This is a genomic window from Xanthomonas arboricola pv. guizotiae, from assembly GCF_002940205.1.
GTDB lineage: Bacteria > Pseudomonadota > Gammaproteobacteria > Xanthomonadales > Xanthomonadaceae > Xanthomonas > Xanthomonas arboricola_C.
In genome coordinates, this window is the sequence record NZ_MDSK01000018.1 from 70,225 (window position 1) to 95,440 (window position 25,216).

At 66.9% G+C, this 25,216-nt stretch carries 20 protein-coding genes and 3 pseudogenes; 13 read left to right on the forward strand and 10 right to left on the reverse strand.

Translation table 11 applies throughout. The features are described 5' to 3' along the window. Positions 1-106: 106 nt before the first annotated feature. Together XarbCFBP7408_RS12485 and XarbCFBP7408_RS12490 are read left to right on the forward strand one after the other, a co-directional pair. Positions 107-1,975, forward strand: coding sequence for an ATP-binding protein (locus tag XarbCFBP7408_RS12485; protein WP_181106529.1), 1,869 nt, complete (start codon positions 107-109; stop codon positions 1,973-1,975). Between the two features lie 24 nt (positions 1,976-1,999). Then, entirely contained in the window at positions 2,000-4,324 is a 2,325-nt protein-coding gene (locus tag XarbCFBP7408_RS12490; protein ID WP_104563220.1) for a hypothetical protein, read from the forward strand. 673 nt (positions 4,325-4,997) lie between these two features. Here XarbCFBP7408_RS12490 and XarbCFBP7408_RS12495 read toward each other — a convergent pair. Continuing rightward, complete coding sequence (locus XarbCFBP7408_RS12495) at positions 4,998-6,098, reverse strand: NADH:flavin oxidoreductase/NADH oxidase (protein ID WP_104563221.1); 1,101 nt, start codon at positions 6,096-6,098, stop codon at positions 4,998-5,000. Positions 6,099-6,645: 547 nt separating this feature from the next. On the opposite strand from XarbCFBP7408_RS12495, the gene XarbCFBP7408_RS12500 reads away from it, so the two are divergent. The 8 genes and pseudogenes from XarbCFBP7408_RS12500 to XarbCFBP7408_RS12530 form a co-directional block, all read left to right on the forward strand. Further along, positions 6,646-7,488 (forward strand): STAS domain-containing protein, encoded by an 843-nt coding sequence (locus tag XarbCFBP7408_RS12500; protein ID WP_104563222.1) that lies wholly within the window; start codon positions 6,646-6,648, stop codon positions 7,486-7,488. Between the two features lies 1 nt (position 7,489). Beyond that, positions 7,490-7,852: an STAS domain-containing protein gene (locus tag XarbCFBP7408_RS12505; RefSeq protein WP_104563223.1), complete on the forward strand. Its 363-nt coding sequence runs from the start codon at positions 7,490-7,492 to the stop codon at positions 7,850-7,852. Beyond that, positions 7,849-8,244: an ATP-binding protein gene (locus XarbCFBP7408_RS12510; RefSeq protein WP_016901512.1), complete on the forward strand. Its 396-nt coding sequence runs from the start codon at positions 7,849-7,851 to the stop codon at positions 8,242-8,244. The genes XarbCFBP7408_RS12505 and XarbCFBP7408_RS12510 overlap by 4 nt, the downstream gene beginning before the upstream one ends. Next, the gene (locus tag XarbCFBP7408_RS12515) at positions 8,235-9,245 is read left to right on the forward strand and encodes an ATP-binding protein (RefSeq protein ID WP_104563224.1); all 1,011 of its coding nucleotides are present in this window, start codon (positions 8,235-8,237) and stop codon (positions 9,243-9,245) included. The genes XarbCFBP7408_RS12510 and XarbCFBP7408_RS12515 overlap by 10 nt, the downstream gene beginning before the upstream one ends. Beyond that, positions 9,242-10,117, forward strand: a complete 876-nt coding sequence (locus XarbCFBP7408_RS12520) for a sensor histidine kinase (RefSeq protein ID WP_104563225.1) — start codon at positions 9,242-9,244, stop codon at positions 10,115-10,117. The genes XarbCFBP7408_RS12515 and XarbCFBP7408_RS12520 overlap by 4 nt, the downstream gene beginning before the upstream one ends. Continuing rightward, positions 10,107-12,065, forward strand: coding sequence for a response regulator (locus XarbCFBP7408_RS12525; protein ID WP_181106527.1), 1,959 nt, complete (start codon positions 10,107-10,109; stop codon positions 12,063-12,065). Before XarbCFBP7408_RS12520 ends, XarbCFBP7408_RS12525 begins: the two co-directional genes overlap by 11 nt. A 302-nt stretch (positions 12,066-12,367) precedes the next feature. Next, a pseudogene (locus XarbCFBP7408_RS23500) lies at positions 12,368-12,624 on the forward strand (TonB-dependent receptor); the annotation flags it as partial. Then, positions 12,621-12,869 (forward strand): annotated as a pseudogene (locus XarbCFBP7408_RS12530) (TonB-dependent receptor); the annotation flags it as partial. The pseudogenes XarbCFBP7408_RS23500 and XarbCFBP7408_RS12530, both read left to right, overlap by 4 nt. Before the next feature lie 163 nt (positions 12,870-13,032). Here the strand turns inward: XarbCFBP7408_RS12530 and trxC are convergent. The 7 genes and pseudogenes from trxC to XarbCFBP7408_RS23505 all read right to left on the reverse strand — a co-directional run. Then, positions 13,033-13,479, reverse strand: coding sequence for a thioredoxin TrxC (gene trxC / locus XarbCFBP7408_RS12535; protein ID WP_104563227.1), 447 nt, complete (start codon positions 13,477-13,479; stop codon positions 13,033-13,035). A 172-nt stretch (positions 13,480-13,651) separates the two neighbouring features. Next, positions 13,652-14,017, reverse strand: coding sequence for a DUF1428 domain-containing protein (locus XarbCFBP7408_RS12540; RefSeq protein ID WP_104563242.1), 366 nt, complete (start codon positions 14,015-14,017; stop codon positions 13,652-13,654). Between the two features lie 363 nt (positions 14,018-14,380). After that, positions 14,381-15,511 (reverse strand): hybrid sensor histidine kinase/response regulator, encoded by a 1,131-nt coding sequence (locus XarbCFBP7408_RS12545; protein WP_104563228.1) that lies wholly within the window; start codon positions 15,509-15,511, stop codon positions 14,381-14,383. Continuing rightward, positions 15,508-16,089: a chemotaxis protein CheB gene (locus XarbCFBP7408_RS12550; protein WP_181106537.1), complete on the reverse strand. Its 582-nt coding sequence runs from the start codon at positions 16,087-16,089 to the stop codon at positions 15,508-15,510. Before XarbCFBP7408_RS12550 ends, XarbCFBP7408_RS12545 begins: the two co-directional genes overlap by 4 nt. Positions 16,090-16,091: 2 nt before the next feature. Beyond that, the gene (locus XarbCFBP7408_RS12555) at positions 16,092-16,943 is read right to left on the reverse strand and encodes a CheR family methyltransferase (protein WP_180970621.1); all 852 of its coding nucleotides are present in this window, start codon (positions 16,941-16,943) and stop codon (positions 16,092-16,094) included. Then, on the reverse strand, positions 16,916-19,150 hold the full coding sequence (locus tag XarbCFBP7408_RS12560) for a response regulator (protein ID WP_429001789.1): 2,235 nt from the start codon (positions 19,148-19,150) through the stop codon (positions 16,916-16,918). Before XarbCFBP7408_RS12560 ends, XarbCFBP7408_RS12555 begins: the two co-directional genes overlap by 28 nt. 197 nt (positions 19,151-19,347) lie before the next feature. Next, positions 19,348-19,650: pseudogene (locus XarbCFBP7408_RS23505) on the reverse strand (GAF domain-containing protein); the annotation flags it as partial. Between the two features lie 590 nt (positions 19,651-20,240). Here XarbCFBP7408_RS23505 and XarbCFBP7408_RS12565 point away from each other — a divergent pair. Continuing rightward, positions 20,241-21,404 (forward strand): PAS domain-containing sensor histidine kinase, encoded by a 1,164-nt coding sequence (locus XarbCFBP7408_RS12565; RefSeq protein ID WP_104563230.1) that lies wholly within the window; start codon positions 20,241-20,243, stop codon positions 21,402-21,404. Next, positions 21,397-21,765: a response regulator gene (locus XarbCFBP7408_RS12570; RefSeq protein ID WP_016901499.1), complete on the forward strand. Its 369-nt coding sequence runs from the start codon at positions 21,397-21,399 to the stop codon at positions 21,763-21,765. Before XarbCFBP7408_RS12565 ends, XarbCFBP7408_RS12570 begins: the two co-directional genes overlap by 8 nt. Before the next feature lie 62 nt (positions 21,766-21,827). On the opposite strand, the gene XarbCFBP7408_RS12575 is transcribed toward XarbCFBP7408_RS12570, so the two are convergent. Together XarbCFBP7408_RS12575 and XarbCFBP7408_RS12580 are read right to left on the reverse strand one after the other, a co-directional pair. Beyond that, positions 21,828-23,177: a glycoside hydrolase family 16 protein gene (locus tag XarbCFBP7408_RS12575; RefSeq protein WP_104563231.1), complete on the reverse strand. Its 1,350-nt coding sequence runs from the start codon at positions 23,175-23,177 to the stop codon at positions 21,828-21,830. A 418-nt stretch (positions 23,178-23,595) separates the two neighbouring features. Beyond that, on the reverse strand, positions 23,596-23,871 hold the full coding sequence (locus XarbCFBP7408_RS12580; protein WP_104563232.1) for a DUF2798 domain-containing protein: 276 nt from the start codon (positions 23,869-23,871) through the stop codon (positions 23,596-23,598). A 135-nt stretch (positions 23,872-24,006) separates the two neighbouring features. On the opposite strand from XarbCFBP7408_RS12580, the gene XarbCFBP7408_RS12585 reads away from it, so the two are divergent. Continuing rightward, positions 24,007-24,972 (forward strand): LysR family transcriptional regulator, encoded by a 966-nt coding sequence (locus tag XarbCFBP7408_RS12585; RefSeq protein WP_104563233.1) that lies wholly within the window; start codon positions 24,007-24,009, stop codon positions 24,970-24,972. The last annotated feature ends 244 nt before the right edge of the window (positions 24,973-25,216 follow it).

Genomic DNA, 25,216 nt, shown 5'->3' on the forward strand with positions numbered 1-25,216 from the left:
GCGCGTGCGTACGGCGTGGCTTGCGGCTATCCTGTTCGGCTCGCACTGCCACCCAGGAAGGCGCGTCCGAGGATGGGCGTGGCCGCCAAGGAAACGACGAACGATCATGCAAGATCACAGCGCCGAGGCGACGGACGCCTCCCAGATCCGCCGTGCAGGCGTCGATCTCAACGGACTGATGTCCGTCCTCAGCAAGCATCTGTATTCTACGCCGGTGGTCGCGCTGCGCGAGCTGGTGCAGAACGCGCACGACTCGATCCTGCGTCGCCGGCTGGAACAACCCGACTGGCAGGGCGAATCGCGCATCGAAGTGCATGCCGACGCTGCCCAGGGCCGCGTGCGCATCATCGATACCGGCGCCGGGCTGACCCAGCAGGAAATCCACGATTACCTGGCCACGGTCGGCGTGGGGTATACGCGTGGCCTGCGTCAGGGGGGGCATGAGGACAGTGGCCTGATCGGCATGTTCGGGCTGGGCTTTCTGTCGGCCTTCGTGCTGGCGCGCCGCGTCACCGTGCGCACCACCTCCTACCAGAGCCCGACGCTGGGGCATTGCTATATCTCCAGCAATGCCGAGCACTACACGGTGAGTCCGATCCCGGCGCGTGCGCAGGTCGGGACGGAAGTGGTGCTGGAACTGCAGCAGGACTATCTGTCGTTGGCCCAGGAAGCACGGCTGCGCGAGATCCTGTCGCGCTATTGCGCGCTGCTGCGCGAGCCGATCTGGATCGGCTCCGATACCCAGGCGATCAACCCCGAGCCGCCGCCGTGGCGCATGCACGATGCGGTGCCGTTGCATCCGGTGCAGGCCTGGCGGCGCCAACGCGAGTTTGCCGCACGTTTCGAGCGCAACTTCGAACCCTTGTGCTGCATGCCGGTGCGCGCGGAGGAGGGCAGCGATGCGGTCGGCCTGCTGTGGGTGCAGGACGGGGCCACCTACGGCACCAGCGACAACCGCAATCTGTCGGTGTTCCTGCGCGGCATGCTGTTGGACGACAACGCGCGCGAACTGCTGCCGCCGTGGGCGGGCTTTATCGGCGGCGTGATCGAATCCAATCGCTTGACGCCCACCGCCAGCCGCGAAGACCTGCAGCGCGATGCCACCTACGCGGCCGTGCAGCACGCCCTGTCCGAAGCGTTGGTGCAGGGCCTGGCCGAGGTGGCGCGTCAGCAGCCGGAAGCCTGGCGGCGCATCCTGCTGCGGCACAACGAGGCATTGCTGGGCGCGGCCTTGTGCGACGAGCGCTTGTTCGAATTGCTGATGGAACACGTGCGGGTGCCGACCTCGCAGGGCGACCTGCCGGCGCAGCAGTTGCCGGCGCGTGGTGCGGTGCACGTGATCCTGGACAGCGACAGCGGTTTCGAAGAAATGCTGTTCCGCGCGATGGGCGTGCCGGTGGCTTACGGAAACCGCTATGCGGTGGTGCCGTTCCTGCGCCGCTGGGCGCAGGCCAAGGGCGTGCGCCTGGTCGAGCTGGGCACCGAGCAGGGCAACCGGCAGTTGTTCCAGCTGGACACGCTGCCGGGCGACGAACTGGCCTGGCTGGAACAGCACCTGGGCGATGGCGAAGCGCTGGTGCCGGCGCGTTTCAGCCCCGAGGCATTGCCGTTGGTGGTGGTGCCCGACCGCGAGGCCGAACTGAAGCGCCGCCTGGAGCAGGACGAGAACGACAAGCGTGTGTCCACTGCTGCGCTGCGGCTGGCCCGGCAGTTCACGGCGGGGATCGAAGCACGGCAGACCCAGCGGCTCTACCTGAATCTCGACAACCCGGCATTGCAGGCGCTGCTGGCGGCGCAGCGTGCCGGCAATCCGCAGGCGGCGGTGGCGGCGCGGCTGCTGCGCTCGCTGAAGGTGATCGCGTCGGCGCAGGGGCGCACCCAGCCGCAGCCCGCTGCCAACGCATCGGGCGGATCGGATCTGAACCGGGCCTTCGGCGATCTCGCCGAGGCGGTGACCCAATTGCTGGCGCGCTGAGCGCCGCATCGAAGGAGCAACACGATGGAAATCTGGAACTGGGTGGAGAAGCTGCAGGACGATCTGGGCGAAGCCGGGCAGCCGCAGAATGCGCAGCTGCTGACGCGCCTGACCGACCATATCTGCGACCTGCAGATCGAACGCGCCGAAGCGCTGTTGCCCGAGGCGCGTGCGCTGGGCAAGACGCTGGCCAATCCGTGGCTGGAGGTGTTCGTCGGGCATTGGGAAATGCGCAACCGGGTCGGCAACCTGTGCGAAGGCGAGCGTGCGTTGAGCGATGCGGTGACGCTGTTCGAGCGCGCGCACCGCCCCGATGCGGTGGAGTGCCCGCAGTCGGTGTGCGTGACCCAGGATCTGGCCGCGTGCTACGCCAATATCGATGGTCCGGGCTGGGTGGAAGAGCGCATCGAGGTCTGCGAGGAAACCCTGGGCCGCATCGATCCGAGCTGGTCGTGCTACCAGTGCCTGAGCTGCGAAAAAGCCGACGCCTTGCTGGACGACGGACGCGGTGAGGCGGCGCTGAGTTATCTGGACCAGCAGTCGCAGACCATTGTTGCGCATGGCGGGCAGATCTACGACGGCGTGCCGGACATGCGCATCTCGATCCTGCTCGCGCTGGGCCGCGCAGAAGATGCGTTGGCACTGATCGAGCAGCGCGAGCGCGAGGCCGCGCGCGAGGGGGCGGAGTGGGCTAACTGCAGTCAGCCGCGGCGTCTGCAGAAAGCCCGCGCCTTGGCAATGTTGAATCGCGACGACGAAGCGCTGGAAGCGTTTCTGCCGTGGCGCGAGGTCGCGCCGCGTTATCGCCTGCACTGGTTACGTGCGGTGGTGGTGCTGGTGTCGCGCCAAACCCAGCGCAATACCTGGGATCTTGGCAGCCGCCTGCAGGTGATGCTCGATCATTACGCGCAGGTCGGTGCGCATCGCATCCTGATCGAGGCGGCCGAGATGGCGATCGGGCTGGCCTTGCAGCGTGGCGCGGTGTGGACCGCACGCCGGCACCTGGCGCTTGCGCGTGCGCACGTGCCCAAGTTGCGCCAGGACCGGGGCGCTACGCAACTGCTGGACGGTCTGGCCGTGCGCATCGAGACCGCACCGGCCGGCGAGCCGGCGCCGGTACCCGCCGAGCAGTTGCTGGCATGGCTGGATGCGCAGGGCGAAGACGTGGCGCGTAATCCCGAGCGCGAGGCGCAGTGGTTGCTGCAGGCCGTGGCCGAGCGACCCGACGATGCCGAGTTGGTGGACACCACGGCGTCGGCATTGAGCGCGTGTGCGGCCGACGATGAGGCGATCGCGCTGCTGTGGGCATTCGTGCAGCGGCATGCCGATCGCGAAACCAGCCCGACCTTCCGGCTGATGAATCTGCTGCTGGGCCGTGGCGACGAGGCCGGCCTGCGCCGGCTGGCGCAGCTGTATCGCCCGCTGGTGCCGGTGGCGGCGCTGTGGTGCGAGGCGCAGCTGGCGCAGCGACTGGCCGATTGGCCGGCACTGGAGCAGGCCTGCACCGCGTTGCTGGAACTGTCGCCCGGCTCGCACGGTGCGCGCGGCTTGCTGGGGCGCATGTATCTCAACACCGGCCGCTTCGCCGATGCCACCGAGGTGTATCGACAGCTGACCGAGTTGATGGAAGAACCGCGCTCGGCGCATTGGGATCACATGACCGCGGCCAGTGCGGCGCAGCAGTGGGACGCAGTGCGCACCTCGGCGCTGGCGCTCGGCATGGAGCTGGGCAGCACCAGTGGTGTGGTCGAAGAAACCTGGGGTTGGGTGATCGTGCGCTGCGTGGATGACGGCGAAACTGCCGAGTACTACGCGCGGCGCACCGGCCCGGTCACCGCGCGTATCGTCGAAAATGCACCGGCGCATCGGCGCCAGCATGTCGGCGACTGGGTGGTGTTCGATGCGGAGTTGCTGTATCCGCCGCCGGAGGACGAGGCCGAGCGCGAGCGTTTCGTGCCGACCTACGCACAGGTGCATGTGCTGGAGGCGGGCGGTTACGGCAGCAGCTGGCTGGTGTATGGCGTGCATCCCGGCGAGCAGGCGATCGAGGCCTTGCGCGAGGACATAGAAGCGCGTGGCTGGAAACTATGGCTGCATAGCCGCGACGATTACCGCGTGGTCGATCCGGAACACGCGGACGCGTTCGACCCGGAAGATGCGAGCACGGGTCTGCCGGGCGTGCTGTTCACCGTGGCGCTGCCGGAAGCAGCGGCGCCGCTGGGACTGCATCGCGTCCTGCTGGCTACAACCGCGCAGTGGGCGCACCCGATGTGCTGGCTGCGCCTGGCCGAGGCCTGCGATCAGGACCCGCGCCCGCATCTGGACGCAGTGGAGCGCTACGGGCTGTAGGGCGGCGATCAAGCTCGTCGCGCAAATGTGGTGCGCAAGAATGATCGGTGTGCGGATTTGGTCGGCAGCGCGGCGCCGCATCCAGTGTCGGGACACGCCTTGAATCCATCCGTGGAGGCTCGGTGGCGACATCCATGTCGCCACACGGTCCCGCCACCGGACGCGGCACCACGCTCTCAAGATTGCTACCGCTGATCGGCAAGCAATGCTTTCAAAGCACGTGTGGATGCCTGCGCAGTCCGTGGCCAATGCAAATCGGTAAGCCATCTATCCGCTGCCACATCGTCAGCGATGGCGACATGCCGAAGCACCTACGGCCCAACAGGCTCTCCGCATTTCTTTCAGCAACCGACAACAACCGGTGGTGCTTGTGCGCGTGCCGGCGTGGGACCTTGAGCGGCAGGGATGCCGCGCCAGAGCCTACATGGACGTACTTGCGGCGTGTCCTACGCCGGTACGCGTGCAAGCGCCCTCAGTAGACCGAAGCATTCGCATGGAACCGGCAGAGGTCTTGCACAAGATTGCCAGGTCTGCGGAGCTGGTCGGCGGCGCGGTGCCGCATGCAGTGTCGGGACACGCCGGGAATCCATCCCTGGAAACCCGGTGTAAGCGCCCGCAGCAGACCTAAGCATTTGCACGTACCGCAATCTCGCAGCGCGTCGCAGCTGTCCGATCAGCTGCGCTTGCCGTAACGCTCCAGCCAGTGTGCGTACGAGGGCGGCAGTACCCACGACGGGCGTTCTTCGCCCAGGGCCAATGCGGCGTGATACGGCCAGTGCGGGCTGGCCAGGTGCGCGCGGCCGACCATCACCAGCTCCATCTGTCCGGCGCCGACGACGCGGTCGGCTTCCAGTGGATCGTCGATGTTCCAGGACGAGGCCACCGGCAGCTGCGCCTCGCGGCTGACCCGTTCGGCATAAGGCGCCAGCAAGGCCGGTCCCCATGGAATCTGCGCAGTCGGGGTGCTGAAGCCGATGCTGACGTTGAGCAGATCCAGGCCGCCTTGCTTGAAGTTGCGCGTCAGTGCGATGGCTTCCTGCAGGGTCTGTTCGTCGCGGCCATCGAATTCGATCACGCCAAAGCGTGCGGTGAGCGGCAGCTGTTCCGGCCAGACCGCACGCACGGCCTGCAGCGTTTCCAGCAGAAACCGTGCGCGGTTCTCGGCAGTGCCGCCGTAGTGATCCTGGCGTTGATTGGCGTGTACCGAGAAGAAGCTCTGCGCCAGATAGCCGTGCGCAAAATGCAGCTCCAGCCACTGGAAGCCGGCATCGCGCGCGCGCTGTGCGGCGGCGACAAAATCGCCGCGCACGCGGGCGATGTCGTCCAGCGTCATCTCACGCGGTACTTTGGGCAGGCCGCCGCCGAAGGCGATGGCCGAGGGCGAGATGGTGTCCCAGCCGCGCGGGTCGCCGTCGGCGATGTGGTCGTCGCCTTCCCACGGCAGGTTGGCACTGGCCTTGCGGCCGGCGTGGCCGATCTGGATGCCCGGCACGGCGCCGGCAGCACTGATCGACGCCGCGATGCGCGCCAGTCCCTCGGCCTGGGCGTCGTTCCACAGGCCCAGGCACCCGGGGGTGATGCGTCCTTCCGGCGACACGCCGGTGGCTTCGACGATGACCAGGCCCGCACCGCCGCGCGCCAGGCCGGCGTAATGCACCTGGTGCCACGCGTTGCTGAGGCCGTCGATGGCGGTGTACTGGCACATGGGCGGCACCGCGATGCGGTTGCGCAGGGTGACGTCCTTGAGTTGATACGGAGAGAACAGCGATGACATGGAGAGCGAGCACCTGAGAAAAAAGCAGGCTGCGATCAGACCACGCCCGGCCGCCGCGCAGACACCCTGCCGGTGGCACAGCGCGTTGCATGCGGTGCCGGTTGCGGGCAAGCCGGCCTGCCGGCGCAGCGGGCGCGTCCGCTGGCATGGGATGCGCGGTCCCGATCGGTCTGGGCCGGCGTCGGCGCGCTCTGCCCGCAAAGCCATGACCACCGTCGCGCGGCGGTCGGCGGCTGCATGCGCGGCCGAGCCGGCGGCGGACGCCAATCGGCTGCCGTCGCGCCCGCCATCGTCGTGCCGGTGGCAAGGGAACGGGACGGCAGTCATCGCATCTTTCCAGGCGTGGTCGCGCTCACGTTCACTGCGTGCGCCGCAATGTCAAACTCCATCGGCGGCGCTCCTCTGACCGCTACAGGTTCGTCGCTGGTTGCCAAAACTGAATTGCTTTATTCTGCAGCGCTTCGGCGTGGGGGCGCCGCGCCGGTGAGGGGGCGCCACCGTCCCGCATGCCCAGCCTTCTCTTTATCTACTCTCGGCGGGTGATCTCATGGTGGCATTGCAGCAGCGCTCGATCGATGCGATTCGTGGCCAGGAAACGGCGTTGTTGGCCGCATGGCTGAGCTCCAACCTGGGCAGCGATGGACGTATTTCCCGGCAGGACGCCGAAACCCAGAGTGCGGACTTCCTGCATCTGTTGGTCGCTTCGCTGAAGGACGGCGGCGGCAGCCTGGACAGCGCCGACTGGAGCGAGGTGCGTCGCTTCCTGGAAAACCTCTCGCGCGACCGTGCCACCCGTGGCTTCGATTCGCAGGAAACCGCCAACTTCATCTTCTCGCTCAAGCGGGTGCTGTTTGCGCTGATGCAGCGCGAGTATGCCGATGCGCCTGAGGAACTGGGCCAGCAGCTGTGGGCGCTGTCCGAGCTGCTGGACCGTCTGGGCCTGTATACCGTCAAGGCGTTCCAGAAGACCCGCGAAGACATCATCGTGCGCCAGCAGGAAGAAATGCTGGAGCTGTCCACCCCGGTGGTCAAGCTGTGGGATGGCGTGCTGGCATTGCCGATGATCGGCACGCTGGATTCGCAGCGCACCCAGGTGGTGATGGAGTCGCTGCTGCAGCGCATCGTCGATACCGGCTCGGAAATCGCCATCATCGACATCACCGGCGTGCCCACCGTGGACACGCTGGTGGCGCAGCACCTGCTCAAGACCGTCACCGCGATCCGCCTGATGGGCGCCGATGCCATCATCAGCGGCGTGCGCCCGCAGATCGCGCAGACCATCGTGCACCTGGGCCTGGACCTGCAGGGCATCGTCACCAAGGCCAACCTGTCCGACGCACTGGCGCTGGCGCTCAAGCGCATCGGCGTGACCGTGAGCAAGGCAGGCTGACATGGAGCGCATCCCGATCCTGCGGATGGGCGACCTGCTGCTGGTCACCATCCAGGTGGACATGCACGACCAACTGGCGATGACGCTGCAGGAAGACCTGTCGGAAAAGATCAGCGCCACCTCCGCGCGCGGCGTGCTGATCGACATTTCCGCACTGGACATCGTCGACTCCTTCATCGGCCGCATGATCAGCACCATCTCCGGGCTGGCGGCGATCATGGATGCCAGTACCGTGGTGGTGGGCATGCAGCCGGCCGTGGCGATCACGCTGGTCGAGCTGGGCCTGACCCTGCCGTCGGTGCGTACCGCGCTCGATGTCGAACGTGGCATGCGCCTGCTGCAGCAACCCGATCGCGCTTCATGACCACCGGTTCGCAACCGGTGCGCACCGAACAGGATGTGGTGCTGGCCCGGCAGACGGTACGCAAGCTGGTGGTGCAGTGCGGCCTGCGTCTGGTCGACCAGACCAAGCTGGTCACCGCAGCCAGCGAACTGGCCCGCAACACCGTGATCTACGGCGGTGGCGGCGACATGGATTGGGCCCTGGTGGAAAGCGGCATCCGCAAGGGCGTGCAGCTGACCTTCCGCGACGAAGGCCCCGGCATACCCGACCTGGATCTGGCGCTCACCGATGGCTGGACCTCCGGCAGCGGACTGGGGCTGGGCCTGTCCGGCAGCCGTCGGCTGGTGGACGATTTCGTGCTGGACACCGCAGCCGGCAAGGGCACGCGGATCACCATCACCAAATGGAAGTGATGCTCGCCGGCGAGGCCACGCGTGCGTTTCGCGTCGACGAAGCCAGCCAGGTCGGGCAGGCGCGCCGCGAGGCGGCGGTGCTGGCTCAGACGCTGGGTTTCGATGAGGCCGCCTGCGGGCGCGTGGCGCTGGTGGCCACCGAGCTTGCCACCAACATGGTCAAGCATGGACGTGGCGGCTGGCTGCAGTTGTCCACGGTGGCCGCACGCCAGGGCATGGGCGTGGAGATCTGCGCCATCGACGGCGGCCCCGGCTTCGCACTCGTGGACGGCCTGCGCGATGGCTATTCCACCGTCGGCACGCCGGGCACCGGGCTGGGCGCGATCCAGCGCCAGGCGCAGGTGCTGGACGCATATTCCGACGCCAGGGGCGCGGTGGTGATGGCACGGTTGTTTGCGCAGCAACGCGCCGAGCTGGACCTGCCGTACGGCGCCATCCGCCTGCCGCTGCACAACGAAACGGTGTGCGGCGATGCCTGGCATCTGGCGATTGGCGAGCAGCGGGCGACCGTCACCCTGATCGATGGCCTGGGCCACGGTCCGGGCGCCGCCGATGCCGCCGACGCCGGCGCGCGCGCGGCGGCAACGGCGCGCGGCGAGCCCGGCGAGCGCATCGCGCAGCTGCATGCCGGCATGTCCGGCACCCGCGGCGGCGCGGCCGCGGTGATGCAGTTCGACAGCAGCACCGGGCGGGTGCGCTTTGCCGGTGTCGGCAATATCGTCGCCTCGCTGTGCGATGGCGACGGCGTGCGTGGCATGCCATCGCATCCGGGCATCGTCGGAGTGCAGTTCCGCAAGGCGCAGCCGTTCGATTTTCCGGACGCCGCCGGCAAGCTGCTGGTCATGCACAGCGATGGCCTGCAATCGCGCTGGAACCTGCGCGATCACCCCGGTCTGCTGTCGCGCCATCCGCGTCTGATTGCGGCGGTGCTGTTGCGCGATTACACGCGTGGCCGCGACGATTGCGGCGTGTTTGTCATGCGGCTGGGAGGCCTGCAATGAATGCTTCCGGTGAGACACCGCCGCTCGATCCGCTGGCCGAACTGGACGCGCTGCGGCGGCAGAACCAGGCCCTGCGCGAAGAGCTGGAAGAGACCAACCAGGGCGTGCTGGCGCTGTATGCCGAGCTGGATCAGCAGGCCGAACAGCTGCGCGACGTGTCCGAGCTCAAGAGCCGCTTCCTGTCGTACATGAGCCACGAGTTCCGCACCCCGCTCAGCTCGATCCTGAGCATCACGCGGCTGCTGGAAGACGGCATGGACGGGCCGCTGACCGCCGAGCAATCCAAGCAGGTGCGCTTTGTCAGCACCTCGGCGCGCGAGCTCACCGAGATGGTCGACGACCTGCTGGATCTGGCCAAGATCGAGGCCGGGCGCATCACCATCTCGCCGGGCTGGTTCGACCTGATGGACCTGTTCGCGGCCTTGCGCGGCATGTTCCGCCCGCTCACCGATGCCGGCAGCACCACCTTGATCTTCGAAGATCCGCCGGTGCTGCCGATGCTCTATACCGACGACAAGAAGCTGGCGCAGATCCTGCGCAACTTCATTTCCAACGCGCTCAAGTTCACTCCGCAAGGCCACGTACGCGTGTTCGCGCAGCTGGAGGGCGAGACCCATGTGCGCTTCGGCGTGCAGGACACCGGCATCGGCATTCCGGCCGAGCTTCACGACGCCTTGTTCGAGGATTTTGTACAGGTGGATTCGCCGTTGCAGAAACGCCTTACCGGCACCGGTCTGGGGCTGTCGATCTGCAAGCGGTTCGCCGAGTTGCTGGGCGGCACGGTGGGGATCAACAGCGTGGTCGGGCAGGGCTCGGAATTTTTCGTGGTACTGCCGGTCACGCTGGCAGCGGAGGATGCACGTGGGCAGTAAGCCGCACATTCTGGTGGTCGACGACAACGCGGTGACGCGTTATTCGGTGCGCCGCGTGCTTGAGCACCATCAGTTCGTGGTCGAAGAAGCCGGCACCGGCAGCGACGGCCTGGCCAGACTGGCCGAGCAGGCATTCTCTGCGGTGGTGCTGGACGTCAATCTGCCGGACATGAGCGGCTTCGACATCGTGCGCACGCTGCGCGCCGAGCCACGCACCGCGTTGTTGCCGGTGGTGCACGTGTCGGCGGCATCGATCGCCACCGGCGACATGATCACCGGCCTGGAAGCCGGTGCCGACGCCTACCTGATCCACCCGGTCGACCCCAGCGTGCTGGTCGCCACGCTGCGCACCCTGCTGCGCGCGCGCCAGGCCGAGGATGCCTTGCGCATCAGCGAGGCACGCTTTCGCGAGATTTTCGAGCACATCAGCGCACCGATTGCGGTGGTCGATGCCAGGCTGCACACGCATGAGGCCAATGCGGCGTTCCAGCGCCTGATCGGTACCGTCACGCCCGGCGAGGCGCTTGCCGTGCCCGGCCTGGACCAGGCCGCCACCGTGCAGGCGCTGACCGACGCACTGGCGCAGCGCGAGCGCTGGAGCGGCACTTTGTCGATCCTGCGCGAGGGCAAGGTGTGCGAAACCGAGTGGCGCGTGTCGCCGTATCGCGAACCGGATCTGGGCCTGCTGCTAGTCGAGGATGTCACCGAACGGCGTCTGCGCGAGCGCGAGCAGCGCCAGGAACTGGATACTGCCACCACCGAGCTGGCCCACCAGATCGCCGAGCGCCAGCGCACCGAAATCCAGTTGCTGCAGGCGCAGAAGATGGAAGCGCTGGGCAAGCTCACCGGCGGCATCGCGCATGACTTCAACAATCTGCTGACCAGCATCATTTCCGGCCTGGACATGATCCAGCTGGCGGTCGAGTCCAACCGCATCGAGCGGGTGCCGCGGCTGGCCGAGATCGCCACCGGCTCGGCGCATCGTGCCGCCGCGCTGACCCAGCGCATGCTCGCCTTCGCGCGCAAGCAATCGCTGGATGCGCAGGCCTTCGACATCAACACACGCGTGCGTTCGCTGGAAGACATGCTGCACCGCTCGATCGGCGAGAACATCGTGCTGGAGCTGGAGTTGGCGGACACGCCGCTGGTGGCGGTGGCCGATGCCAACCAGCTCGAAAACGTGGTGCTCAACCTGGTCATCAATGCACGCGATGCGTTGAAGGGCCGGGGCACCATCCGCATCCAGAGCGCGGCCTACACCGCGCAAGGCGATCCGGAACTGGACGATGGCGATTACGTGGCGGTGAACGTGATCGACAACGGTAGCGGCATCGAGCCTGCGATTCTCAATCAGGTCTTCGAGCCGTTCTTCACCACCAAGCCGATCGGCGAGGGTACCGGCCTGGGCTTGTCGATGACCTATGGCTTTGCGCGCCAGTCCGGCGGCACCGCACGCATCACCAGCACCGTGGGGCGTGGGACCACGGTGGCCTTGCTGCTGCCGCGCGGGCTTACCGCCAGCGCAGCGCCTCCGGCACCGGTACAGAGTTCGCCCCGTGCCCGCAGCGAGCGCATCCTGCTGGTGGACGACACCGATGTGGTGCGCATGATGGTGAGCGAGGTGCTCAGCGATGCCGGCTACCACGTGCTCGAAGCCGAAGATGCCAACGGCGCGCTGGATCAGTTGCGGGCCGGGGTGGAAATCGATCTGGTGGTGTCCGACGTCGGCCTGCCCGGCATGAACGGGCGCGACATGGCCGACGTGGCGCGCGCGCTGCGGCCCGGCCTGCCGATCCTGTTCATCACCGGCTACGCCGAAAACGCCGCCACCCGCCAGGAATTCCTGGCCGAGGGCATGGCGCTGCTGCCCAAGCCTTTCAGCCTCAACGATCTGCTCAACATGGTCGGGCAGATGCTCGATAGCCGCGCGCTGGCCACTCGCGCCTGACGCGGGTTTGCGCGCGTAGGTCTCAGCTGTCGATGCTTGCCTGCCGCGCGAGGATGACGATGCGCGCGCGACGCCTCAGGTGTTGAACGCGCCCAAACCAGCGTCCAGCTTCGTGTGTTTCAGGTGTGCGCCGCCTGTACCTAACACGCCGTGTTGCAGGCGCCTGGCTGCAGTGGATGCCTGTCCAGTGCGCCGGCAGCACCGGCGTGTCGTTGGCTTGCGTGCGCTCAATGCGCCCGACCGCGCTGGATACGGTCACCGTCACTGCCGAGCGCCGCGAGCAGAACCTGCAGGAAGTGCCGGTGTCGCTGGACGGCGGCTTCGGCGGCCCGATCAACGACGTGCTGGCGTTCCGCGTGTCGGGCCTGTATCAGCACCGCCACGACTGGGTGGACAACACCTTCGCCGGCAGCAGCGCCGATGGCACGCGGACCCCGCGCAAGGATGCGATGGGCGGCTACAACGCCGCAATGCGCGCCTGCAGCTGCTGCTCAAGCCCAACGACGCGTTCTCGCTGCTGGGCTCGGTGCATACCCGCGATTACGATGGCACCTCGTCTCCACCGATTGGAACAAGCAGGGCCAGACCAGTTTCGTGCTGTACGACTCCACCGAGTTCCGCGCCAACGGCAATGTCGAAGGCGGCCTCAAGCTCGGTTACACCGGCGGCTATGGCGCGTGGGAGGTGGCGGCGTTTGCGCGCAACATCACCAACGAGAAGCACGTCAAGGGCGTGATCGAGAACTACATGGCGGTGGTGTACACCGAGCCGCGCGTGGTGGGGGTGTCGGTCAACGTCAACTGGCAGCAAGAGCGACTGAAAAGTAGCCAGCGGCTGCACGGTGCCCTGGTCAGCCGCTCCCGGTGATTGATCGATCGACGGCATCACTGCGCGTGTGCCGCAGTGATGCCGATCGTAGAACGTAGAACCAGGCCCGCTGCGTGCATCACGCAGCGGGTTTTTTGTGTCAACGGCTGCGCAACACCGATTGCACCCAGCTGACGATCTGCGCGCTGCTTACCGCGCCGGAGTGACGGCCCAGCTCCTTGCCGCCGCGGATGACCAGCAAGGTCGGGATGCTGCGGATGCCGAAGCGCGTGCCCAGCGCCGGATGCAGGTCGGTATCGACCTTGGCCAGCCGGACCTGCGGTTCGAGCAGTGCCGCGGCGGCGGCAAACTGTGGCGCCATGCTCAGGCACGGCCCGCACCACGGCGCCCAGAAATCCACCACCAACGGCAGCGCGCTGCGCACCGCATGCTTGTCGAAATCGGCCGCCGACAGCACCACCGGCGTGCCCGGGAACAAGGGCCGGTGGCAACTGCCGCAGTTGGGTGCATCGCGCAGACGCGCAGGCGCGACACGATTCATCGCAGCGCAGCTCGGGCAGGCGATCAGCAGCGGTGCGTCGGTCATGCGGTGGTCTCCGGTGGCAGGCAAGGCAGTCGCCGCGCCCGCACGCCGGGGCGGCGTGCGGGGCCGCATGCCGCCAGTGTAACGGCCATCGCCCAGGACCCGGTGCCGTCGGTCACTGCCGCAACGGTGGGAGTGCGACGATCAGGCGACGCGCAGGCGCGCGCTGCAGCGCTCAGCCCGATTGTCCCAGGCTCAGCAGTGGAACGAAGCCGCCGAAGATCATTCGCTTGCCATCGAACGGCATCGGGTTGACCGACGGGTCCATGCGCGGGTCGTCCATCATCTTGCGCATGCCCGCGTCGCGGGTCGCCTTGTCCGGCCATTCGATCCACGAGAACACCACGGTTTCGTCCTTGCCGGCAGCGACCGCGCGATGGAAGTCGGTCAGTTGTCCATGCGGGACATCGTCGCCCCAGCACTCCACCACGCGTAGCGCACCGTACTCGATGATGAGGGCATCGCCCATGCGGGCATGTTCCAGAAACGCGGCCTTGTTGGCCGTGGGCACCGCGAGCGCAAACCCATCCACATACGACATGACCACCTCCTCGGACAGGGCGCACGGCGTGCGCCGGATGACGACGACAGCTGCTGGTGCGATCGACACAGGCTGGAACGCAGCGCTGGGGCGGGTGTCGCCTGCGCTGAGGGCGAGCATACGGCGCATCCGGGCGGCGCGCACTGGTCGTGCTCGCATGACGGCGCTGCACACCGTCGTCGTGCCCGGTTTCGTTGGCCGGGCGCAGGCGCGGGGCGACGCGCCACGCGTCCTGGTTGAGCCCGTCGGAAGGGAATGTTGTCGCAATGGGCCGGGGGGACGACAGGCCGCCAGCATCGGGAGTGCACTGGCTCGGTCACGCATCACGCCCGGCGTGATGTCCGGCTGCCTCACGGGCCGCGATCACGCGGCCAGGTTGTATCGCCGCAGCACGGCTTCAAACACCACGTCGCCGTCTTCGTTGCGTGCCTGCAGCGTGCCGCCGTGCGCCTTGACGAACTGGTCGGCGATGAACAGGCCCAGCCCCAGTCCCTGGCTGGCATGGAAGCTGGCCTTGAACGGCTCGAACAGGCGCGGCATCAGGCTGTCCGGGATGCGCCCAACATTGCGCACCGACAGCCGCAGCGTGTCGCGTTGGCGTCCGTCCAGATGCACCCGCACCGGCTGGCTGCCGCCATGCAGCACCGCGTTGCCGACCAGATTGGACACGACCTGGGCCAGCCGATCGCCATCGCCGTCGCCGTCCAGATCGCCCTCGGTACGCAGGTCGATCGGCGTGTGCGGGTTGGCCTGTGCCACTTCGCCCACCACGCTATGGGTGACGTCGCCCAGATTGCAGGGGCCGAACTGCATCGACAGCCCGTCGCTGCGCAGGCGCGAGAAATCCAGCAGCTGCTCGACCATCCGCGCCATCCGCCGCGCGCTGTTTTCCAGGTGATCGAGCGTGCGCGCGGCCGATCCATCGGCGTCCACGTCCAGGCTGAGCTTGTCGGCGCACAGCAGGATCACCGACAGCGGCGTGCGCAGGTCGTGGGTGAGCACGGCCATCATGGTTTCGTTGAGCGTAAGCGCGCGTTCCAGCGAGGCGTTGCGCGCCTTGAGCAGGCGCCGCTGCTGGTACAACTCGATGAACACATTGACCTTGCTCAGGATCACGCGCGGCTCGATCGGCTTGTGCAGGAAATCCACCGCGCCGGTTTCGTAGCCCTGGAAGGCGCGCATCGGATCGTTCGGCGATGCGGTCAGGAAAATGATCGGCACATGCCGGCTGCGCTGCGAGCCGCGCATCAGCTCGGCCAGCGAAAAGCCGTCCATTTCCGGCATGTGCACATCCAGCAGCGCCAGCGCCACATCGTGTTCGAGCAGCAGCTCCAGCGCCTGCGCGCCGGACGCGGCGCACAGCACCTGCAGGCCGTCGCGCTGCAGCAGCGCTTCCATCGCCACCAGGTTCTGCGGCACGTCGTCGACGATCAGCAGTTTGACGGGTTCGTCGCCGTTGCCGGGCACAGCCGGGCCGGTCGCGGTCAGGTTCATGGGTGAAAGGCTTCCAGTCGGCTGCAGATCGCCTGCAGGGTGAGCACCGCATCGGCGCCAGCATAGGCGAGAGCGGAGGCGGGCATCAGCGGTGAGGCGGCATCGTCGGGGCGCTGGATCCAGGCGCTGCCACCGGCCGCGCGCACCGCCGCCACGCCGGCGCTGCCGTCGCTGCTGGCGCCGGTGAGCAGGATCGCCAGCAGGCGCTGCCCGAAGACGTCGGCCGCCGATTCGAACAGGGGGTCGATCGCCGGGCGCGAGAACAGCACCGGTGCATCCATCGACAACGCCAGGCTGTCGCGCGTTTCCACCAGCAGATGGTAGTCGGGCGGGGCGATGGTCACGCTGCCGGCAAGCAGCGGCTGCTTGTCTTCGGCCTCGCGCACCGGCAGGGCGCAGCGTGCATCCATCAGTTCGGCCAGATGGCTGGCGCGGTCGCGCGGCAGGTGCAACACCGCCAGCACCGGCATCGGCAGGTCCGCAGGCAGGCTGGACAACAGCGCCTGCAGGGCCATGACGCCGCCGGCCGAGGCACCGATCACCATCGCGTCGAACTGCGCTGCCGCCGCGTGCATCACGTTCATGCCGCCGCCTTGCGGAACAGGCGCTGCTCGCGTGCCACGGTCTCGAACGCCTGCGCATGCGCACCGAACTGCAGCGATTCCTTGCTGCCCAGGCCCAGGAACCCGCGGTGCACCAATGCATCGTGGAACAGGCCCACGGCACGGTCCTGCAGGCTGCGGTTGAAGTAGATCAGCACGTTGCGGCACGACACCAGGTGCACTTCGGAGAACACCGTATCGGTGGCCAGGCTGTGGTCGGCGAAGACGATGTTGCGCTTCAACCGGCGATCGAACACCGCGCCATCGTAGGCGGTGGTGTAGTAGTCCGAGAGCGAGCCGCGGCCGCCGGCGTCCAGGTAGTTGCGGCTGAATTGCGCGATGCGGTCGATGCCGAAGGCGCCGGCCTCGGCCATGCCCAGCGCTTCGGGATTGATGTCGGTGGCGTAGATCACCGCCTTTTCCAGCAGGCCTTCCTCGTGCAGCAGGATCGCCAGCGACCAGACTTCCTCGCCGGTGCTGCAGCCGGCCACCCACAGCTTGATCGATGGATAGGTGCGCAGGACCGGCACCGCATGCTCGCGCAGTACGCGGAAGTAGGCCGGGTCGCGGAACATCTCCGACACCTGCACGGTGAAGAACTGCATCGCCTGGGCGAAGGTGTCCGGCTCGTGCAGCAGGCGGTGCTGCAGATCGGCCACGCGGGCGCACTCCAGGCGTGCCATTGCATGGCGCATGCGCCGGCGCAGCGACGACACCGCGTAATCGCGGAAGTCGTAGTGGTAGCGCTGGTACACCGCTTCCAGCAGCACCCGCAGCTCCAGGTCGAACAGCTCCACCGCGTTCATTGCCGCGAGCACCACACCCGGCACAGCGACACCAGCTTGTCCACGTCGATGGGCTTGGCGATGTAGTCGTTGGCGCCGGCCTCCAGGCAACGTTCGCGATCGTCGGCCATGGCCTTGGCGGTCAGCGCGATGATCGGCAGATCCTGCCACTGCCGATTGGCGCGGATCTGGCGCATCGCGGTCAGGCCGTCCATCTCCGGCATCATGATGTCCATCAGCACCAGGTCCACCTCGTGCTTGGCCAGGTGTTCCAGTGCCTCGCGGCCGTTGCGGGCGATCTGTAGCGTCACCCCCAGCGGTTCGAGCACGCTGGAGAGCGCAAAGATGTTGCGCACATCGTCCTCGGCCAGCAGCACGGTGGCGCCGTCCAGCACCGCGTCGCGGCGCCGCGCTTCGCGCAGCAGGCGTTGCTGGTCGCTGGGCAGCGAGGCTTCCACGCTGTGCAGGAACAGCGTCACCTCGTCGAGCAGGCGTTCGGGAGAGCGCACGCCCTTGATGATGATGCTCTTGGAATAACGGCGCAGGCGCTGTTCCTCGTCGCGGGTGAGCGCGCGCCCGGTGTAGACGATGACCGGCGGAAACGCGACTGCGTCGTTGCCGGCCATGCGCTCGAGCAGGTCGTAGCCGCTGCCGTCGGGCAGTGCCAGATCGGTGACCATGCAGTCGAAGGTCGAGCCGGCCAGCTGCTGCATCGCCTCGGCAATGCTGCCCACCGCGATGATCTCCAGCTGATCGCGCGCCAGCAGCAACTCCAGATTCGCACGCAGCGCGCTGTCGTCCTCGACGATCAGCAGGCGGCGCACCGCGCGCGCATTGGTGTCTTCCAGTTGACGGATCGCGCCCGCCAGCAGCTCGCGCGTGGCCGGCTTGATCAGATAGCCCACCGCGCCCAGTTCCAGCGCAATCTGGCTGCGTTCCAGCGCGGACACCACATGCACCGGAATATGGCGCGTGGCCGGATCGCGCTTGAGGCGTTCGAGCACGCTCAGGCCGGACGCATCCGGCAGGCCGATGTCGAGCAGGATCCCGCTGGGGCGCAGCTCGGCGGCCAGACGCAGCGCTTCTTCGGCGCTGGGCGCCACCACGCAATCGAAGTCCAGCTCGTGGGCCAGGTCGACCAGCGCCTGTGCAAAGCGTGCTTCGTCTTCCACCGCCAGGATCAGCCGGCCGGGGCGGGTACGTTGGTCGCGATCGTCGTCGGCGCGCTGCAGCGGCGGGGCGGCGGCTGTCGGAATCGGCAGCGGCATCCCCGTGGACGCACCCGTTGCGCGCCCATCGAGGCGCGAGGCCATGCCGCTGGCGGACTGCAACGACGGCACGGCGCCGATCGCCGCTGCGCCCGCGTTGGCCTGCGCTGCTGCGGCCAGCTCGGCCGGTGCGCCGTCGATCGGCAATTCCAGCGTGAAACAGCTGCCGCGTCCGGGCTGGCTGTCCACGCGGATGCTGCCGCCCATGCGCTGGGCCAGGTCGCGCGAGATCGACAGCCCCAAGCCGGTGCCGCCATAGCGACGGCGCGTGCTGCCATCGGCCTGACGGAACGCTTCGAAGATGATCTCGGTCTGTTCGTGCGCGATGCCGATACCGGTGTCGTTGACCTTGAACAGCACCCGGCCCGGCGTGTGTGCCTGGATCGACAGGCTGACGCTGCCGTGCTCGGTGAACTTGATCGCGTTGGCCAGCAGGTTCTTGAGGATCTGCTGCAGGCGCTGACTATCGACGACCAGTTGCGTCGGCGCATCGGATTCGGCAGCCAGCCGCAACGCCAGCCCCTTCTGGTGCGCCAGCGGCTCGAACGTCTCGCGCAGGCGCTGCAGCATGGAGCTGGTGGCGACGGTTTCGTCGGCCAGTTCCACATGCCCGGCCTCGATCTTGGACAGGTCGAGAATGTCGTTGATCAACGCCAGCAGGTCGTTGTTGGACGACAGGATCGCCTGCGCGTATTTCACCTGCTCGGGGCTGAGCGTGCCGTCCTTGTTGTCTGCCTGTTGTCTGCCAGCAGCTTGGCCAGGATCAGTGCGCTGTTGAGCGGCGTGCGCAACTCGTGCGACATGTTGGCCAGGAATTCGGACTTGTAGCGCGAGGCGGTGGACAGCTCGTTGCTGTTGCGCACCAGCTGATTTTGCGCGATCAGCAAGGCCTGCTTCTGCGCCTCCAGCGCCTGGGTGCGTTCTTCCAGTTGCACATTGGTCTGTTCCAGTTCGGCTTGCTGCAGTTCCAGATCGCTCTGCGATTGCTGCAGGCTACGGCTTTGTTCCTCCAGCTCCTCGTTGGCCACGCGCAGTTCTTCCTGCTGGGTCTGCAGCTCTTCGCTCTGGCGCTGGGTTTCTTCCAGCAGCGCGACCAGCTGCGCGCGCAGCAATGCCGTGCGCAAGGCCAGGCCGATGTTTTCGCCGCAGCGTGTGAGCAGCTCTTCCTCGCGCGTGCGCGCAATGCCCGGCGCAGCGGCGCGGCCCAGCTCGAGGATGCCGATCACCCGCCCATCGGCGATGACCGGCGCCAGCAGCAGTTCCTGGCAGGCGCTGCGGCCCAGGCCCGAGGCGATCTGCAGATGTCCGGCTTCCACACCGCGCACCCGGCGCACCGTGCCGCTGCGCAAGGCCTCGCGAGTTGGCCGGCGTCGGTCGGCAATATCCTGGACACATCGGCCGGCAACGCGGCGCCGCCGGTCAGGCGCAGGCGTTCGCCCTCGATGCGATACAGCGCGCCGACCTGCGCATCCAGCGTGTCGCATAGCGCGCGCACGGCGGCATTGGCCAGATCGTCCGGGCTGTGATCGCCGCGCAAACTGGCTTCGACGGTGTTTTCGGCCTGCTGCAGCCACAGCGCCAGTTCGGCCTGGCGGCGCGCGCGGATGGCCTGCATCACCACCAGCGCCATCGCCAGGAACGAGACCCCGCCGATGCTGCGGTTGATCGAGGAAAAACTCGAACTGGTACTGGCCGGCGCCAGCTGAAAGCCGACGGCCAGCAGCACGCACGAGAGCGCGGCGACCAGCAGTGGCACCTGCACGCGATTCTGGAAGACCGTCACGCCCACCGCGACGAAATAGGTCAGCCACACCGCATAGCCGAGCGGCGTGACCAACTCCACGCCGAGCGTTCCGGCCATCAGGGCCCCCGCGATCACCCACATCCAGCGGTCGCGTGTGGTCGAGATGTTCTGCATGAAGGCGCGGACCGGACGGGGAGGGCGGTCATGGTAGCCGATAACTTTCACGCGCAAATCGCCGGCATCTTGACGGTCTGCAGCCGGGTCGGCTTGCACGCGACCTTCACGCACTCGTCACTATGGTCGCGCGCTTTTCCGGGGGAAAGTTGCGTGATGGATGCGGAAACGGCCGTCGACAGTGCGGGGCCGCTTTCTCACGACAGCCGGCAGTGCCAGCTGTTGGTGCAGAGCGTGTCCGACTACGCGATCTACATGCTCGATACGGGCGGCCATGTGTGCAGCTGGAATCCCGGTGGCGAGCGCATCAAGGGTTACACCGCCGCCGAGATCATTGGCGCGCATTTTTCGCGCTTCTATCTGCCGGAGGATGCGCAGGGCGGCGAACCGGCCCGCAATCTGGATACCGCCAGACGCGAGGGGCGCTTTGCCACCGAAGGCTGGCGGGTGCGCAAGGACGGCAGCCGCTTCTGGGCAAGCGTGGCGATCGAGCCGGTGCTGGAATTCGGTGTGCTGGTGGGGTTTGCCAAGGTCACCTGCGACATCGACCAGCGGCACCAGGCGCAGCAGCTGTTGCAGCATGCGCAGCATGCCCTGCTGCAGTCGCAGAAGGTCGACGCGCTGGGTCGCCTGACGCTGGGCATGGCGCACGATTTCAATAACCTGCTGACCGTGATGGTGACCAGCCTGGACCTGATCGCGCTGCGTGCCGGCGACGACGCGCGTACGCGCATGTTGGTGGAGGCGGCGCAGACCGCAGTCGATCGTGGCACCTTGCTGACGCGCCAGCTGCTCGCCTTTGCGCGCGGGCAGCGGCTGATTCCCGAGCGCCATGGCGCCAACGCGGTGGTGACGCGCTCGCTGGAGCTGCTGCGGCGCGCCTGCCCGGCCGGGATCGTGCTGTCGCTGGCATTGGCCGAGCAATTGCCCGATATCCGCGTGGACCCCGGCCAACTGGAAGCGGCCTTGCTCAATCTGGTGTTCAACAGCTGCGATGCCATGCCCGGCGGCGGCCGCATCGTGCTGGAAACGGCCGTGCAGCAGCGTGTTGCGCCATCCGATCCGCATGGCCGGGCGTGCGCTTATGTCGGCATTGCCGTGCGCGATGACGGCCCCGGCATGTCTGCACACGTGGCGCAATGCGCCAGCGAGCCGTTTTTCACCACCAAGGACGTGGGCAAGGGCTCGGGCCTGGGATTGAGCCAGGTGTATGGCTTTGCATCCCAATCCGGTGGCTTCGTCGAGCTGGACACTGCGCCTGGTCGCGGCACCACCGTTACCCTGTTTCTCCCGGCCATCGAGGAGGCTGAGCATGACTGAACCCCTGCGTCTGTTGATGGTGGAAGATCAGCAGGAATTGCGCGAACTGATCGGCGAAGCGCTGCGCGATGCAGGCATCACCGTCGAAACCGCCGACGACGGCCATAGCGCCTTGCGCATGCTGCGCGAGAACGGCCCCTACGATGTGGTCTTCAGCGACATCCGCATGCCCAACGGCATGTCGGGCATCGAACTGAGCGAACACGTGGCGCAGCTGCTGCCGCAGGCGCGGGTGATCCTGGCCTCGGGGTTTGCGAAGGCGCAGTTGCCGCCGCTGCCGGCGCAGGTGGATTTCCTGCCCAAGCCCTATCGCCTGCGTCAGCTGATCGATGTGCTGAAAGGCGTGGCAACCAACGCCTGAGCGTTGGCTGCGGGTGTCCTGCGCTGCAGGGGCCGTGACCGAGCGCCCTGCGCCTACGCCGCTCAACGGCTCTGGTAGTACACCTTGTCGATGGCGATCTCCACCGGTGCGGCCGGCGGATCGGCCACCAGCATGAACATCTGTTTGACCGCCTGCAGATCCAGGTCGTGGAACGCGTTGAAGGGAATGCTCACCTCGTGCCAGGCGCCGTCGCGCACCAGGCCGTACTGATTGCCGCCTGCGGCAAAATCCACCCAGCTGTCGCCAAAGCTGGTGTTGATGCCGATCTTGAAGGTCGACGGCGTGGTGGTTTTCAGGTGCAGCTTCAGCGCGCCGCCGGCATAGGCCGCCATGTTGCGATAGTCGGTCTGGATGCCCAGGCCATACCAGGCACCGGCGTTGGCGCGGTAGGCCATCACCTTGCTGCCTTCGAACGGCGCCTGCGCGATCGGGGTGAGGTTGTTCCACAGATACAGCGCGGCATCCTGGCCGAAGGTCAGCCGCCCGCTGGTATCGGCCTGCTCGGTGAACACGCCAAAGCGCCCTGCGGGCGCCGTGTGTTGCGCGCCCACATACAGCTGCGAACCGGGGTTTTGATACAGGCGGATGTAATCGATCTCCATCGTGCCCGGCAGCGGTGCGGTTACCGCCGCAGGCGAGGTGATGCCGGTATGGGTGCCGCCGACGGCGAGATTGAGCAGCAGATACTGCTGCTGATGGAATTCGTGCAGCGAGGCGCCTTCGATATTGGAGATCGCAAACTCGAAATATTGCTGGCCATCGATCGACACGCGGATGAACTGCGGGTCCCAGGTCATGCGGTACACATGGAAGTCGGCATGCAGATCCACCGGGCTGGTGTAGCTGGTGTCGTAGTCGGCCTGCTGGCCGTTGTAGTCCCAGTGCACTGCGGCGCCGATACGGCGATTGGCGGTGCCATTGGCGATCGCCGCAGCCGTGCCGGCTTCCATCAGGTCGATCTCGCCGCGACCTGGCCACACGCCGATGGTGCCCAGCATCCAGTACGCCGGCCACAGCCCATTGCCCACCACCGGCGTCTTGATGCGCGCTTCCAGCGTGCCGTATTTGAAATGCATGCGGCCTTCGGTCTTGAGACGCGCCGAGGTAAACGGCATGCCCTGGAACGCTTCACGCCGTGCTTCGATGACCAGCCGGCCGTTATCGATGCGCGCGTTTTCGGCGCGGCTGGTGTAGTACTGCATCTCGCCGTTGCCCCAGCCGCACAGGCCGATCTGGCAGCCGTTGCCGACGTCGTAGGTCCACTTGTTGCCATCGATGCCGGGGCCATTGAAGTTGTCTTCCCAGACCAGGGTCTGCGCGTGCGCACCTGGTGGCATCGCCACTGCGCACAGCAGGGCGAACTGCACAGCGACACTGCGTAGCGTGTTCATTGCGTGCGTCTCCAAAAAGTGGACCGACGTCCATGGAGAAGTGACGCTGCGCAGCGGCTGGTTCAGTGTCAAAGCAATTGTGTGGCGCGTTTCAGTTCCGTGGTGTTCATTCCGGAATCATCCAGTATTGGCATGACGGCGGTCGCAGACTGCATGCGCCGGATGCTGCGTGGCAGCAGCTGGCTGCGGATGTTTCGTTGCGGGCGCGACCGCATCTGCGGCGTCTAGGTCAATGCGTTCAAGCCGACAGATGCTTCGAGCGCCAACGCATGCACGCGTTGGCAGGCTCTGGAGTGGCTACGGCGCAGGGGATCCCAACGTGGCAGGCAAGCCGCGTGCTGCGGCACATCGATGGCCTTGCGGATGCATCGGCAAGATTGCCTGCGGCAGCGTTTCGCGCATGCCGCATACGCCCGACTCAATGCCCGGCATGCACCGTCCAGGCCACCAGCCGTATCACCAGCGGTCGCACCACCAGCAGGCAGCAGAATGCGGTGGGCATCGCAATGCGGTAGGCGTCCAGCACGCGCCACAGGTAGCCGGGGGCAAGGCCGGTGTTGGCGCCGGTGATCACCAGGCACATCAGCAAGGCCATGATCGTGGCCATATAGAATGCGAACACAAACGGGGTGGTGCGCACGCCGAGTTTCCAGCGCGGGCGCAGCAATGGGGAGGAGGGGGGAGATGACGACATGCAATGGCCTCGGTTGCCGCGGATCGGCGTGGTGGGAAGCACTGTAGAGACGCCAACGCGGGCGGGGTAGATCGCGTAGCCTTGCGGCTTACGTAAGAAAAACTTACGAATCGTTTGGTAATACTTGCCTGGCCAATGAACATTCTTCAGTCCATCCGTAGCTTTGTCAGCACGGTCGATGCCGGCAGCATTGCCGGAGGCGCCAAGTTGCTGGGGATCAGTGCCGCTGCGGTCAGCCAGAACATTGCGCGTCTGGAGCAGCACCTGGGCGTGCGTCTGCTGCACCGGACCACGCGCAGCCTGGCGCTGACCGAGCGCGGCACGCTGTACTTCGAGCAGGTGCGGCAGCTGGAGCGCGACCTGGAGCGCGCGCGCCAATCAGTGGCCGGGCCGCAGCAGGCGCCGGCGGGGCGTTTGCGGGTGGCCAGCACCGCGGCATTCGCGCGGCACGTGCTCGCCCCGATGCTGCCGGCCCTGCGTCAGCAGTACCCGCAGCTGGAGATCGAGCTGCTATGCACCGACCGGGCGGTGCAGCACGCGCAGGAAAGCGTGGATGTCAGCCTGCGCATCGAGGCGCAGCTGGAAGACGGCCTGGTCGCACGTTGCATCGCCCAGGTGCCGCTGGTGGTCTGCGCAGCGCCCGAGTATCTGGCGCGCTGCGGGACGCCGCAGGGTGCGGACGACTTGAAGTATCACGATTGCCTGCTGCTGCGTTACCCGGTCGACGGGCGCTGCCTGCCGTGGAATTTCGTACGCAATGGCGTGCGCTTCCAGCCGGAGCTGGGCAAGGCGATGGTCAGCGACGATATCGACGCGCTTGCTACCATGGCCGCTGCCGGCGGCGGCATCGCGCGGCTGGCCGCCTATGTCGTCCAGCCTTACCTGCAGCGCGGCGAGCTGCGGCCGCTGTTTGTCTCCGATCTCGGCAGCACCGCCCAGGCATTGCCGGAGCCACTGCGGATCTACCTCTGCGTCGCCGACCGCCGCGACTTCACCCCGAAGGTGCGTGCCTTCATGGAGCACGTGCTCGAACGCCTGCCGGTGCAATGGCGTACTGCCGAGCCCGCGCCGGCGCCGGCTCACGCAGCAACCGGGGTGTAGCCAGAATTCGACATTTGGAGCGCGCCTGGTCCGTGCGCTGTTCGACAGGGCGCACGCGGGCGTGACGTGCTGATGCCTGATGCATGCCGGGTTGCTTGAGAGCGAACGACGCTGAAGACGCAGTTTGCGCAGTCGTCGTTCTCGACCAACGACTAAGAGCGGCTAACAAAACCCTTGAATTCTGTTGAGTCGGCGACAACATTGCCGGCATGACACGTCGCAACGAGATCCCTAGTGCGCTTTG